13 protein-coding genes are annotated in these 13,638 nt (G+C 66.8%); 8 read left to right on the forward strand and 5 right to left on the reverse strand.

The window, feature by feature from the left end; genetic code table 11:
• The first annotated feature begins 57 nt into the window (after window positions 1-57).
• Window positions 58-1,017 (forward strand): DMT family transporter, encoded by a 960-nt coding sequence (locus LQ955_RS17965; protein WP_231025849.1) that lies wholly within the window; start codon window positions 58-60, stop codon window positions 1,015-1,017.
• Between the two features lie 4 nt (window positions 1,018-1,021).
• Window positions 1,022-1,345: a hypothetical protein gene (locus tag LQ955_RS17970; RefSeq protein ID WP_231025850.1), complete on the forward strand. Its 324-nt coding sequence runs from the start codon at window positions 1,022-1,024 to the stop codon at window positions 1,343-1,345.
• Window positions 1,346-1,525: 180 nt separating this feature from the next.
• Here LQ955_RS17970 and sufU read toward each other — a convergent pair whose 3' ends face one another.
• From sufU to LQ955_RS17985, 3 genes are all read right to left on the reverse strand, one after another.
• Window positions 1,526-1,969: a Fe-S cluster assembly sulfur transfer protein SufU gene (sufU, locus tag LQ955_RS17975; RefSeq protein WP_231025851.1), complete on the reverse strand. Its 444-nt coding sequence runs from the start codon at window positions 1,967-1,969 to the stop codon at window positions 1,526-1,528.
• On the reverse strand, window positions 1,966-3,303 hold the full coding sequence (locus LQ955_RS17980) for an aminotransferase class V-fold PLP-dependent enzyme (protein WP_390623403.1): 1,338 nt from the start codon (window positions 3,301-3,303) through the stop codon (window positions 1,966-1,968). The genes sufU and LQ955_RS17980 overlap by 4 nt, the downstream gene beginning before the upstream one ends.
• Window positions 3,304-3,453: 150 nt before the next feature.
• Window positions 3,454-4,215 carry an META domain-containing protein gene (locus LQ955_RS17985; RefSeq protein WP_231025853.1) on the reverse strand — a complete coding sequence of 254 codons (762 nt, stop codon included), beginning with the start codon at window positions 4,213-4,215 and terminating at the stop codon, window positions 3,454-3,456.
• 180 nt (window positions 4,216-4,395) lie between these two features.
• Here LQ955_RS17985 and LQ955_RS17990 point away from each other — a divergent pair, with 180 nt between their 5' ends.
• Window positions 4,396-5,052: a DUF4865 family protein gene (locus LQ955_RS17990; RefSeq protein ID WP_231025854.1), complete on the forward strand. Its 657-nt coding sequence runs from the start codon at window positions 4,396-4,398 to the stop codon at window positions 5,050-5,052.
• A gap of 85 nt (window positions 5,053-5,137) precedes the next feature.
• Here LQ955_RS17990 and LQ955_RS17995 read toward each other — a convergent pair whose 3' ends face one another.
• A complete protein-coding gene (locus LQ955_RS17995; protein ID WP_231025855.1) occupies window positions 5,138-5,584 on the reverse strand; it encodes a YdeI/OmpD-associated family protein in 447 nt (148 codons plus the stop codon).
• A gap of 131 nt (window positions 5,585-5,715) precedes the next feature.
• On the opposite strand from LQ955_RS17995, the gene LQ955_RS18000 reads away from it, so the two are divergent.
• Window positions 5,716-8,028: an acyltransferase family protein gene (locus LQ955_RS18000; RefSeq protein WP_231025856.1), complete on the forward strand. Its 2,313-nt coding sequence runs from the start codon at window positions 5,716-5,718 to the stop codon at window positions 8,026-8,028.
• Window positions 8,029-8,065: 37 nt separating this feature from the next.
• Complete coding sequence (locus tag LQ955_RS18005; RefSeq protein ID WP_231025857.1) at window positions 8,066-8,992, forward strand: AEC family transporter; 927 nt, start codon at window positions 8,066-8,068, stop codon at window positions 8,990-8,992.
• Window positions 8,993-9,056: 64 nt separating this feature from the next.
• Here LQ955_RS18005 and LQ955_RS18010 read toward each other — a convergent pair whose 3' ends face one another.
• A complete protein-coding gene (locus LQ955_RS18010) occupies window positions 9,057-9,893 on the reverse strand; it encodes an exodeoxyribonuclease III (protein ID WP_231025858.1) in 837 nt (278 codons plus the stop codon).
• 75 nt (window positions 9,894-9,968) lie between these two features.
• On the opposite strand from LQ955_RS18010, the gene pyrE reads away from it, so the two are divergent.
• The 3 genes from pyrE to LQ955_RS18025 are packed head-to-tail and all read left to right on the forward strand — an operon-like array spanning window position 9,969 to window position 13,410.
• Window positions 9,969-10,520, forward strand: coding sequence for an orotate phosphoribosyltransferase (gene pyrE / locus LQ955_RS18015; RefSeq protein ID WP_231025859.1), 552 nt, complete (start codon window positions 9,969-9,971; stop codon window positions 10,518-10,520).
• 5 nt (window positions 10,521-10,525) lie between these two features.
• Entirely contained in the window at window positions 10,526-11,335 is an 810-nt protein-coding gene (locus tag LQ955_RS18020; protein WP_231025860.1) for a septum formation family protein, read from the forward strand.
• 53 nt (window positions 11,336-11,388) lie between these two features.
• Window positions 11,389-13,410 (forward strand): DUF2207 domain-containing protein, encoded by a 2,022-nt coding sequence (locus tag LQ955_RS18025; protein ID WP_231025861.1) that lies wholly within the window; start codon window positions 11,389-11,391, stop codon window positions 13,408-13,410.
• Window positions 13,411-13,638: the final 228 nt, after the last annotated feature.

The following is a 13,638-nucleotide window of genomic DNA, read 5'->3' on the forward strand; positions in this document are numbered from 1 at the left end:
GTATCAGAGCAGTAAAAGTAAATGGATATTATTTCCGACACGGCACAGACTCGGAACATGCCCTCTTTTCGCGTACTGGCCGCCGGACTCTCGGTCGTCGTGTTGTGGGCGAGCGCCTTTCCGGCCATCCAGGTCGCTTCACCCGAGCTCGGCGTGGTCGGGTTGTCGGTCGCGCGGCTGGCGATTGCGGCCGTCGCTCTGCTGGTCGTCGCGCCGTTTCTGCACGTGCGGCTGCCCCGCCGCCGCGATCTGGGTCTCATCGTCGCCTGCGGATTCTTCGGAATGACCGCGTACCAACTGCTGCTGAATTGGGGCGAGTTGTCGGTGCCTGCCGGAACCTCGAGCATCATCGTGGCCGCGGCGCCGCTGGTGTCGGTGACCATCGCCGTGATCGCCTTCGGGGAGCGGCTCAGCCCGATCCGCATCGTCGGCAGCGCGGTGGCGATCGCCGGCGTTCTCGTGGTGTGCCTGGCGCGGGCGGGAATCAGTCTCTCGGCCTCGGTGTGGATCGTCGTAGCCGCGATGCTCGTGCAAGGCATCTATCACCCGCTGACCCGGCCGCTGCTGAAGCGCTATTCGGGGCTCGAGGTGGCGACGTATGGCATGGTGATCGGCACCGTGATGACGCTTCCGTTTGTTCCCTTCGGCCTCGAACAGTTGCTGTCAGCGCCGCCGCCGGCCTGGCTCGCAGCGGCATACCTGGGTCTGCTGCCCTCGGCGCTGGGCTTCGTGCTGTGGGGGTACGCGGTCGCGCGGCTGCCGGTCGTGGCATCCACGTCGTTGCTGTACCTGGTGCCGCCGGTCGCGGTGGGCATCTCGTTCGTCTGGCTGGGGGAGCTGCCGGTGGCGAGCGAGTTGGTGGGCGGACTCATCGTGATCGCCGGAGTGGTGCTGGTGGGCCTCGGCGACAGGATCAAGCGGTCGGTGAGCGGTTTGTCATTTAGGGGAGAACGATCAGCATCGGCGGCTAGCGTGAATGTGCACCGTGAAGAGACGGCGCAACGACCGAAAGTGTGAGCGCATGGCGGGGCTGTTCAGCAGGCGCACGCGCACAGCGTCATCGGGAGTGCAGCTGTTCGACGCCCCGGCACGGGTGCCGTCGAGCCGTGCGACCGCCATCGCTTTGACCGTGGCGACGGGCGCGCTGCTGGTCGTGACGGTTCCGCTGTATTTCGTGTTTCTGCTGAACAACATCGGAGACGTCTTCGTCATGATGGCGAATCTGCGAGCCGCGTCGGCGAGACGTGACGCGCCGAACGATGAGGCCGACCCCGAAGACGACCCGCACGACGGGGCTGACCCCGACGACGACGACCCGCACGATGACGTCGATTCCGACGGCTGACCGGCGCCGCGCGAGAGCCGCAGCGACAGCGACCGAGACAGTTGCGGTCGAGATGAGCCGCCGCGGCGGTCGCTCTCGTCCGAAACAGTCGCCTTCGCTCGGGCTAGCCCCGGGCGGCGGGAGAGTGCGCTGGCGGGGGCGTGCGGTGGCGTGCGGTGGCGCGGCGGCGCAGCGTGCGGGCTAGCGGGCGCGCAGCTGGAGCAGGGCGTCTTCTGCCGCCACCCAGGCCAGCATGGCGCACTTGACGCGCGCGATGTACTTCGAGGCGCCGCCGAGAACAACGGCGTCGCCGAGCAGTTCTTCATCGGGCTCGATGGTGCCCTTCGAGCGCATCGCCACGCGGAACACGTCTATACGCTCCGACAGCTCGGCCGTCGTGAGGCCCGGAACCAGGTCAGACAACAGCGACGCCGACGACTGCGAGATGGCGCAGCCCTGCCCCTCCCACGTGAGCGACCCGATCACGTCGCCGTCGACGTGCAGTTGCAGCGTGATCTCATCACCGCAGGTCGGGTTCACCTGATGCGAGTGGGCGTCTGACGTCTCGGTGAGACCGAATCCATGGCGCTCTTTGGCGTGGTCGAGAATGACTTGCTGGTAGAGGCCCTGCATCTCTCCGCTCATGAGCGGGCCCCCGTGCTCGTAGCCCCACCGAAGAACGTGACGGCGTCGGCGACGCCCGTGAGAAAGCGATCCACCTCGTCATCGGTGGTGTAGAGATAGGTGCTGGCGCGAGTGCTCGACACCACTCCGAAGCGGCGGTGCAACGGCTGCGCGCAGTGGTGGCCAACTCGAACGGCGATGCCCCGGTCATCCAGAAACTGCCCGATGTCGTGCGAGTGGATGCCCGCGACATCGAAGCTCGCCAGCCCCACCCGCTCGTGTCCAGCCTGCGGGCCGAGCACCTTGACACCGTCGATGGCGCTGAGGCCCGTGACAAGCCGTTGGCCGAGCTCTGCTTCGCGGGCATGGATGCGGCCGAGGCCCACCGACTCGAGATACGCGACGGCCCGACCGAGCGCGATGGCCTGGGAGACGCGCTGGGTTCCGGCCTCGAAGCGCTGCGGAGCCGGAAGGTACGTGGCCTGCTCCATGGTGACCGAGACGATCATCGATCCGCCGGTGAGGAACGGCGGCATGGCGTTGAGCAGATCGCGCCGGCCGTAAAGCACGCCGACGCCGGTCGGGGCGAGCATCTTGTGCCCCGAGAACGCGGCGAAGTCGACACCGAGCTCGACGACGTTCAGCGGCAGATGCGGTGCGGACTGGCAGGCGTCGAGCACGACCAGCGCGCCCACGTTGTGGGCGAGCGCCACAAGCTCGGTGACGGGGTTGATCACGCCGAGCACGTTCGACACGTGCGTGAAGGCGACGACCCGCGTGCGTTCGCCGATGATCGCAGCGGCCTCATCGAGGCGCAGGGCACCATATTCGTCAATCGGAATATACTTCAGGCTCGCTCCGGTGCGAGCCGCCAATTCTTGCCACGGGAGCAGATTCGCGTGGTGTTCCATCTCGGTGACGACGATCTCGTCACCCGGCCCGAGGCTGAATTGCCGGGCATCCGCACCCCCTCGACCGAGGCTGGCGTTCGAAAACGCATAGGCAACGAGGTTTATGCCTTCGGTGGCATTCGAGGTGTAGACGATCTCGTCCTCGGCCGCACCGACGAAGCGGGCGACTGCGGCCCGGGCGTCTTCGAAGCTCTCGGTCGCCAGCGCGGCAAGAGTGTGGGCGCCGCGGTGCACGGCTGAATTCTCGTGCAGATAGTACTCACGCTCGACGTCGAGCACCTGCAGCGGCTTCTGGCTGGTGGCGCCCGAGTCGAGGTAGGCGAGCGGATGCCCGTTCACCACTTCGTTCAGAATCGGAAAGTCGAGGCGCAGCCGTTCGATGTCGCTCGCAGTGAGTGGTTCTGCGGTGCCGGAGTCTGCTTTCGGAGTGGTGATTGTCATCACCTTCCAGCTTAGGCACGCCCGCGCGGTGTGGCCCCCCGTATTACGAGTTCGGCGCTCCGTATGTCGCGGGCTGGCAAGACGTGTTGGGGCTGGCTAGACGTGCTCGAAGTGGCTAGACGTGTTTGGGCGGGCTAGACGTGCTCGAGCTGGCTACATGTCCTTGAGCTGGCCGAGCACCGTTCCGTCTGCGGCCGAAACCGTCATGACCGAACCTTGCACGGTGGCAGACGCCGCTCGGCTCAGCCACGTGTCGACACCCTCGCAGAACATCATGGTCGAGGTGACCTTCGAGAAGGTCACCGATTGGCTGCCTCCGCTGCCCGGTGCCCAGCTGCCACCCATGACGTTGCAGCCGTCGTTGCCGCTGAACGTGCGGTCGGCCGAGATGGAGAGGAAGGGCGACGTGGGGGTGCGGGTCTCGGTCCAGTAGCCGATCGGCCAGCCCTGCGGGCCGACGGTCGGGTCGGTGGAGCGAACCAGAGTGGTTGACGTGGTGCCGTTCGAGCTGTCGATCGTCAGGTAATCGCCGTTGACCGCGACATGATCGGCAAGAGTGACAGACAACGGAATCTGCGCGCCCTCGCACGCCATCATCGTCGACGGGCCGGCGGTCGTCGTCATGACTCCGGCCGCGTTGACTGTCCACGTGCCCTCGACCCGGTTGCAGCCATCGGAGGCGATCCAGGTGTTGTCTTGCACGAATGCGACGAACGGCTGCTCGGGGGAGTCGTACTTCTCTTGCACAGTCCACACGCCCACGAGCTGGCCCTGCTGGAAGCCCGCTTCGACCGCGGCATCGGCTGCCTGCGAGGCCGGCGGCGTCAAAGGCTCGGTCTCGGCCGAGCATCCGGTCAGAACGATTGCTACTGCCGCGGCAGCCGCAAGAATCGCGAAGGGAGTGAGTCGAGCCATGAAGTGCCTCCGATTGTCATTCGCACAGTATCGCGTGCGCTCATTTCACGGCAACTTGACGGGCCGCTCACCGTTGGGATGTAACGGATTCGTTGTCTGCGCCGGGCACTCCGCCCCCGCGGCATCCCCGTCTGCGCGAGCTTCTCTCGCCGGATGCGGAGGGGGCCGGTACGATGGGGCATGCTCGCCATGCAGTACCAGATCACGTTGCCGGCCGACTACGACATGGGCATCATCCGTGACCGCGTCGCGACCCGTGGGCATGCGCTCGACCAGTACCCGGGGCTCGGGCTGAAGGCGTACCTGATCCGCGAGGCCGGTGTGCACGGCTCGACGGTCAACCAATACGCACCCTTCTACCTCTGGAACGCGCCGCTCGCCGCGGGCACCTTTCTCTGGGGCGGCGACGGATTCGGCGGCATCCTGCGCGACTTCGGCCGCCCGGTGGTGCAGACCTGGGTGGGTGCGGGCTTCGCGCGGGGCCCGGCCTTTGAGGCGGCGCCCACCGTGGCGCTGCGGTCGATCATCCACGTGGCTGACGACGCCGACCCGCAGCCGCTGGTCGCTGCGCGAGTGGATGCTCTGCCGGCCCTCATCGAACGGCCGGGCCTGCACTCGGTGGCCGTCGCGGTCGACCCCCGCACCTGGCAGCTTGTGCAGTTCAGTCTCTGGGTGGGCGACCCCGTGCTGGATCAGGCCGGCTCGGGCCCCGCCCCCGCCCCCGCCACTGGCCATGCCGGCGCTGGCCCGGCCGTTGCCGGAATGGGATCTGACGTCGAGCGCTACGAAGTGCTGCACCTCTCCGCGCCGGGCCTGGCGCGGCTCGCTCGTCGGTAGCGATCGTGCGGGTTGCGCAAAAGCATGTTCAGTGCCGGTTCTGAGTGCTCTTGCGCAACGCCGGCGGTGACGCTTCGGGGCTGTACTAGAGCTTGCCCTCGGCGAGTTTGGCGACCGAGGATGTGATGCGGCGCTGGCGGGTCTCGGAGGTCTTGGCGTCGTCGATCGGAACGGTGAAGCGGCGCTTGTTCGAGTACGAGAGCGTGTCGAAGAAGGTGCGAGCGGCGGGTTCGGCATCGAGGGCCGCCGCGAAATCGTCGGGCACGGTGACCTCGCGGGGCTGGTCGTCGAGCACGATGTCGACCTCGATGGTGTCGCCGCCTTCGATTCCCGCGCCTTTTCGTACCTCGGCGCTCACCGGCAGCATGATTTCGCCGCGGTAGGGCGTTACGGTGCTGCGGTAGGTGTAGCGGTTGATCGTGACGGCCACCGCGTGCCGCTTCGCGGTGCCGAGCGCGTCATAAACGTCTTGTGGCACCACGATTCCGGTAGCCGATTTGCCGCTCTGCTTGAGCACGGTCTCGAACTTCATACGCACGAGTATGGCCCCGGGCATCCGCTCTCCACAATCTCACTTTGCACAATCGGCGAGTGGGTCTGAATATGCACAGACGGGCGGGTGTGCACGGTTCGCTCAGAAGGCGCCAAGTAGCATGGGCACCTATGAACTCGACGACCACCCGCGGCGAGAACGTCGCCAAGCGCGGTGTTCCGGCGCACTTTCTGCCCCATGTTCAGGGCCTGCGCGCCATCGCCGTGCTGCTCGTGGTCATCTACCACTTCGAGCCCGGGCGGCTCACCGGCGGGTACATCGGCGTCGATGTGTTCTTCGTCATCTCGGGCTTCTTGATCACCCAGCAGCTTTCGCGCGAGCTCGAGCGCACCGACCGCATCAAGCTGCCGAGCTTCTGGGCGAAACGCGTGCGGCGCCTGCTGCCGGCGGCGCTGCTCGTGCTTGCCTTCAGCACGGTCGCCACGCTCACGATCATGCCGCTGAGCGCACTCGCCGAGAACCTCAAAGAGATTCTGGCGAGCACGTTCTACGTGGAGAACTGGGCCCTGGCCGCGAACTCGGTCGACTATCTGGCGGCCTCGGGTGATGCCTCGCTCGTGCAGCACTACTGGTCGCTGTCGCTCGAAGAGCAGTTCTACGTGGTCTGGCCGATTCTGCTGCTGGGGGCGTCGTTCTTCGGGGTGAAGCGGCTGGCCACGAAATACGGGGATCGCGGCCGCTGGAACGCGATGATCGCGCTGGTCGTCATCGCGACCGTCGTCTTGTTCGTGCTCTCTGTCATCGCCACGAACAACGACCCTGCATCTGCCTACTTCGTCACGTATACGCGCGTCTGGGAGTTCGGCGTGGGCGCACTGCTCGCGTTGATTCCGCGGCTGCGGCCGACGCGCGGCTGGTTCGTGAACGTGCTCGGTTACGCCGGGGTGCTGGCGATTCTCATCGCGGGGTTCACCTACGACCGCAACACGCCCTTTCCCGGGTACGCGGCACTGGTGCCGGTGCTGGGTACGGCGGCGGTCATCGTGTCGCACCGCTCGGAACGCTGGTTCGACATCGGGCGCGTGCTGAGCACGCGGGTTCCGCGGTTCTTCGGTGACATCTCCTACTCGCTATATCTCTGGCACTGGCCGCTCATCGTCATCGCACCCTTCATTCCGGGGTGGGGGCTCTCGATCTTCAACCGCGTCATCTTGTTCGTGGTTGCTGTGGTGCTGGCGTGGCTGACGAAGAAGTTCGTCGAAGACCCCACCCGGCAGTGGAAGTTCTGGACCGTGCAGCGGCCCCGCCCGCGCATGACTTTCACGTTCATGCTGGCGGGAATGGCGGTGCTGACGCTGCTGGTGTCGAGCGTCTGGGTCGTGCAGCAGCCGAAGTACGACGCTGCGGCGAGCCAGCTCGCGAGTACGGTTGCCGACCCGCCGGCGTGCTTCGGGGCGGCGACGGGGCCGTGGCCCGAGGTCACAAGTTCCGCTGGAGCAGGTATTCTCGGGCCGACCGGGGTAGCGACGGTCGCGAGTGGTGTGGGCTCGGTCGGAGGCGCGACCGCCACGGGTAGCGGGGGTGGGAGCGGTAGTGGCGCGGATGGTGCCGGCTCCGAGGCAGTAAGCGCGGCGGCCGCGGGAGCCGTGGTGATCGACGGCGGGGTGGCGTGTCCGAACCCGGCGCTGGCCGACACGATCATCCCGTCGCCCGGGTTCGGCAACGCCGACCGGCCGTCGAACCCCGAGTGCCTCGTCACGCTGAACGACTCCGGGTTGTTCGCCTGCCACTTCGGCTCGACTGCGGCCGGCGCGAAGCGGGTGGCGCTCATCGGCGACAGTCATGCGTACGCGCTGCTGGCGCCGTTCATCCAGCTCGCGAACGACAACGGATGGGCGCTGACGACCTATATCAAGGGCGGATGCCCGTGGAACACCGAGACGATGCCCGGGGTCGATGCGTTCTCACGCTCGTGCAACGCGTGGCGCGACAACCTCACGGCCGAACTGGCCAGCGTGCAACCCTACGACGTGGTGTTCACGGCGGCGCTTGCCGACGCCACGGCTCCGGGCACTTCTGCCGACGGGCAGGCGCTCGCCGTCGGGTTCAGCGGCGCCTGGAAAGAGGTGACCTCGAAGGGCACTCCCGTGGTCACCATGGTCGACAACCCGGCCTGGGCCGACGACCCCAACAAATGCCTGCGCATCTCTGACGCGGCTGACTGCACCGAGCCGCGGGCCGACGGCCTCGTTGCCGACCCGCCGGTAGCGCTTGCTGCTCAGGCTTCGATCGCGGCCGGGCAGAACATCACCCTGCTCGATTTCAGCAACATGTTCTGCACGGCGACCGACTGCGCCGCCGTCATCGGCGGGGCGAACGTGTACCGCGACCCCGACCACCTCACCAACACCTTCGCGACAACGCTGTCGCCCTTCTTGAAAGCTGCGCTGGTCGGGGCGATGACGCCCGCCACGTCGCCGTGACGGCCGCGCTTGCGCGTCGCCATACTGTGAGCGGCGCATGATCGGGGTGCTGACCGGCTTCGCCATCATCGGAGTCGTGATTCTCGTCGGTTATGTGGTGCAACGCATTCACGTGTTGCCGGCGGATGCCGCGGTCGCGCTCAACCGCTTCGTCTACTTCATCGCCAGCCCCGCGCTGCTGTTCACGGTGCTGGCCCGCGCCGACCTGAGCGTGATCTTCTCGTCGTTCTTGGTCGTCACGATCGTCTCGGTCGTCATCACCGCGGGAGTGTTCCTGGCGCTTTCGCGGCTGTTCTTTCGCCGATCTGCGGCGCTGACAGCCCTCGGCACCGCTTCGGCGTCGTACGTCAACGCGAACAACATCGGGTTGCCGGTGGCGGTGTACGTTCTCGGCAGCGCGCAGTTCGTGGCGCCGGTGCTGATGTTCCAGCTCATCATCATGGCGCCGATCCTGCTGACCGTACTCGACGTCTCGACGCGCGAGAAGGTCTCCATCGGCACGATCGTGAGTCAGCCATTCCGCAACCCGATCATTCTCGCTTCACTGGCCGGCCTCGTGGTGGCGCTGCTGGGCATCCACATTCCCGACCAGGTGCTCGCGCCGTTCGTGCTGATCGGCGGGGCCGCGGTGCCGACGGTGCTCATCACGTTCGGCATGTCGCTGGCCGGTCGGCGGCTGTTTCCGGCGGGAGCCGATCGGCGCGAGATCATTGTCGCGGTGGCCATGAAGAGCGTGCTGATGCCGGTGGTCGCCTATCTGTTCGGCTCGCTGGTATTCCATCTCGACTCGATGCACCTGTTCGCGGTGGTGGTGCTCGCGGCGTTGCCGACGGCGCAGAACATCTTCAACTACGCGTTCCGGTTCAATACGGGCATCGATGTCGCGCGCGACGTCGTGCTTCTGACCACCATCGCGGCCCTGCCCGTGCTGCTCGTGATCTCCGCCTTGCTGGCGCCGGCTTGAAATCCACTTGTCGAAGAAGCATCCAAACTGCTCCTTCGTAGGTGCATTTGCGACAAATGGATGGTCAGCCGAAGATCATCGGGGTGTCTTCGCCCTCGAGGTCGAGATCGAGGTCGACGACGACGGGCACGTGGTCGCTGGGGGCGTCACCCTTGCGTTCGTTGCGGTCGATGCGGGCATCCGTCACCAGCGAAGCGAACGGCGCCGAACCCATGATGAAGTCGATGCGCATGCCCTCGTTGCGGGGAAAACGCAGCTGCTTGTAGTCCCAGTAGGTGTACCCGGTCGGCACGAGCGGGCGCACTACGTCGGTCAGGCCCAGCTGCTCGAACTCGGCGAAGGCGGCGCGTTCGGGCGGCGAAACGTGCGTGGCACCCTCGAAGACCGAGAGATCCCACACGTCTGAGTCGAGCGGGGCGACATTCCAGTCGCCCATCAGTGCGAGCGGCTGATCCGGATGCTCGGCGAGCCACTTTCGGGTGTCGTCTGCCAGCTGCTGCAGCCAGGCGAGCTTGTAGTCGTAATGCGGATCGCCGAGCATCCGCCCGTTCGGAACATACAAGCTCCAGAGCCGAACGCCGTTCACCGTGACGCCGAGGGCGCGGGCCTCGGACGGCAGCACGCCGTTCTCGTCGGGCTTGCCGAAGCCGGGAACGCCCTCAAAACCGACGGTCAGCTCCTCCATCGGGAGCCGGCTGGCGAAGGCGACGCCGTTCCACTGGTTCAGCCCGTGCAGCTCGACCTCATAGCCGGCCTCGGTGAACGGCTCGAACGGAAACTGCGACTCCTTGCACTTGATCTCCTGCATGGCGAGCACGTCGATGTCTTCGCGCACCAGCCAGTCGGTGACGCGGCCCACCCGGGCCCTGATGGAGTTCACATTCCAGGTCGCAACACGCATACCGCTAGCCTATGCGGGCCGCCCGACACTCACCGTCTGGCAGCGGGCGGGCGGCGGCGCACATAAACTTGCAGCGTGACAGACGACGCAAGGCAGCAACTCATCAAGTACATTGCCGACGAGGCGGTGTTTCACGGGGACTTCACGCTCTCGAGCGGTAAGAAGGCGACGTATTACGTCGACCTGCGCAAGGTGAGCCTCGACCACCGTGTCGCTCCGCTGATCGGGCAGGTCATGCTCGACGTGATCGCCGAGATTCCTGACGTGTTCGCCGTCGGCGGCCTCACCATGGGTGCAGACCCGGTGGCGGCGGCCATTCTGCACCAGGGTGCCGCCCGCGGGCTCAGTTACGACGCCTTCGTCGTGCGCAAAGAACCCAAAGACCACGGCCGCGGCAAGCAGGTCGAAGGCCCCGACCTCGAGGGCAAGCGCGTCGTTGTGCTCGAAGACACGTCCACCACCGGCGGATCCCCCCTCAAGGCCATCGAAGCCCTCGAGAAGGTCGGGGCGATCGTGGTCGGCGTGGCCGTCGTGGTCGACCGCAACACCCAGGCGCGCGAGCGCATCGAGGCGGCCGGGTACCCGTACTTCTACGCGATCGGCCTCGCAGACCTCGGGCTCAGCTAGCTCCGGTGCAGTCCGACCAGCCCGAAGAACCGGCGGCGCCTTCCGACGATGCGGCGCCCCGGCCTTCCGAGCGGGCCGATGCCTCGGTTCCGGATGCCCGGCCGACGCCGCCCGAAGGCTCGGCCGCGCCCGCGATCGACTCCGCACCAGCTACCTCCGCACCAGCTACTGCCGCTTCGAGAGCCTCCACCGCGCCACCATCGCCGGCGGCGCGGGCCGGGGTGCATCTTCCGGCTGCGAGACGGCGGTCACGCGCGGCCGTGCCGATTGCGGTCGTGACGGTCGCGGTACTTGTGCTGGCCGGGCTGTTTCTGCTCGGAACACGGCTGCCGGGCATCCTGACCGCCGCCCCGGCCGCGACACCCACGCCGACCCAGACGCCGACGCCCACCCCGACTCCGACTCCCACGTCGACGGCGGGCCCGCAACTCGCCGGAACCTACGACTGGAGCGACCTGCGCGGCGGAGAGTGCATCAGCCCCTTCGTGTCGGCCTGGCAGCAGAAGTTCACGGTGGTCGACTGCGCCGTGCCGCACTACGCGCAGGTCATGAGCACGGGTTCGCTGAGCACCGACGCGGCGGCAGCCTACCCCGGGCAAGACGCGATCAAGCAGCAGCTGAACCTGCTCTGCCAGACGCCGGCGAACTTCAACAGCGCGATTCTGAGCGCGTACCCCGACATTGTGTGGCAGGCGAACTACCCGGTCAACGACGCACAATGGCAGGCGGGGCTGCGCAACTACTACTGCTTCGTCAGCCGCTCGTCGAGTCTGCCGATCGCGGGCAACTTTGCCCCGCCTGCCTTCGGCGGGTAGGTTCGAGGGGTTCGGCGCATAATCGAGCGCCGCTCAGAGAAGGGTCGTCGGGAATGATGCGCAATGCTCTGAGCAGGCTCGCGGCGACCGTACTGGCGGTCGGGGTCGTGTCGGGCGCGCTGTTCGGCGGCGCTGCGGCGGCCCAGGCAGCACCGAGGTCGCAGGCAGCACCGCAGGCGCAGGCCGCACCGCTGGCGCAGGCCGCACCGCAGGCGCAGGCCGCCGTCGGCACGGGCGCGAGCTCGTGGACCGTCTCCGCCGGCGCGAGCTCGTCAAATACCTCCGCCGGCGCGAGCGCGTCGACCACAGGCGGCGTCGCCGCCATCGGCACCGACGTGAACGACTTCACGTTCAACAGTTTCTCGGGCGACTACACGCTCGGTCGCGATGCGCAGGGCCACTCCACCCTGACGACCATCGAGACACTGGATGCCCAGTTCCCCACCTCGAATCAGAACCACGGCATACAGCGCGCCATCCCGACCAAGTACGACGGGCATCCGACCGACGTGCACATCGTGAGCGTGACCGACGGCGACGGAAACCCCCGCTCGTACACCACCGACACCAAAGACGACCTGCTCTTTGTCACCGTCGCAGCCGACGACTATGTGCACGGATCGCAGGTCTACGTGCTCACCTACACGCAGACGAACGTCACGCAGTACTTCGCCAATACGAATGACGACGAGTTCTACTGGGACACCAACGGAACGGCGTGGCAGCAGCCCTTCACGAGCGCCACGGCGACCGTGCACATTCCGGCCGACCTGGCTTCGAGCCTCACCGGCTCAGCCTCGTGCTACTGGGGGTACTCGGGGTCTTCGACCACCTGCGAGATCGCGCAGACCGGTGGTACGGGCGCAGGCACGGCGGCCGCGACCGACACCACCTTCACCACCACCCCCCAGGCGCTGGATGCCCAGCAGAACGTCACCGTCTCCATCGGGTTTCAGCCCGGCACCTTCACCGCGCGCGACGACTCGTTCTTCGCCTCGCCGGCGGCCATCGCCGCACTCATTTTCACCGTACTCGCCGTGCTGGTAGCGATCGGATCGATCATCCTGCGCTTCACGGTGCTGAAAGACGCCCCGGGGCGCCCGACGATCATCGCCGAATACACCGTGCCGAAGGGTGTGAACCTCATGCTCGCCTCGGTGATCATCAAGGCCGACAAACGTGCGCCGGCCGCGAGTTTCGTGAGTCTGGCTGTGCGGCGCAACATCCAGATCGTGCAACAGGAGAAGTCCGGCTGGGGCGGCACGACGTATTGGCTGCGGCTCACGAGCCTCGACGGGCTCGACGACACCGAGCTCGAACTCGTGAAGCTGCTGTTCGGAGAATCGCTGCAGCTCGGCGCCTGGAAGCAGATCGAGAAGCAAGACACTCCGCTCGGCAAGGGCATCTACGCGCTCATGCAGGGCATGCGGCGCCGGGTGGTGACCGACGGATTCGTGCGCGGGGGAACCACCATCATCAGTGCTCTATTCGCGCTCGGTGTTCTCGTGGCCGGCGGGCTCGCGTTTCTGACGGCGTCGGCCGCGCTGAGCGACGATTTCGGGGGAGCGGTGCCGTTCATCCTGATCGGCGTCTGCATTGTCGCCGCGATCACGGTATTCGTGGCCGGCTTCAAGAAGCCGCTCACGGCGAAGGGCGCTGAGCTGCGCGATTACATCAAGGGGCTGGAGCTATACATCCGGCTGGCGGAGAAAGACCGTTTTGCCATGCTGCAGAGCCCAGAGGGAGCGCTGAAGACGCAGGTCAACGCGCCCGACTGGGGCCAGGTGGTGAAGATCTACGAGAAGCTGCTGCCGTACGCCGTGCTGCTGAACCTCGAAACGGAGTGGGCCAAGGTGCTCGGCACGTACTACGAGAACCTCGGATCGCAGCCCGACTGGTACGGCGGCAACGTGGGGGCGTTCAACGCGGGGCTCTTCGTGGGCACGATCGCGTCGCTGTCGAACGTGGTGGACGCGAGTCTCGCCTCGAGCACCTCCTCGAGTTCGAGCGGCGGATCGGGCGGTGGCGGCTTCTCGGGCGGCGGCGGTGGCGGAGGCGGCGGTGGCGGGGTCTAGCGCGATCCATCTGGCCCGGCTGGGTCTAGCGCGATCCATCTGGCTCGGCGGGATCTCTCCTCTGCGCTCGTGAGGCCGTTGTCACACGAGTGAGGCGGTTGTAGCGGCCTCAACTCGGCGCAGGTGTCTCACGAGCCGGGGCCGGCGCGAAGGGGCAGGCCCAGGGTGCGGGGCGAAGTGCGGTGCGAGGGGGCGGTGCGAGTGGTGGCGCGAGGGGGCGGCGAGTGG

Origin of the sequence: Subtercola endophyticus, assembly GCF_021044565.1 — a bacterium.
GTDB classification, from domain to species: Bacteria; Actinomycetota; Actinomycetes; order Actinomycetales; family Microbacteriaceae; genus Subtercola; species Subtercola endophyticus.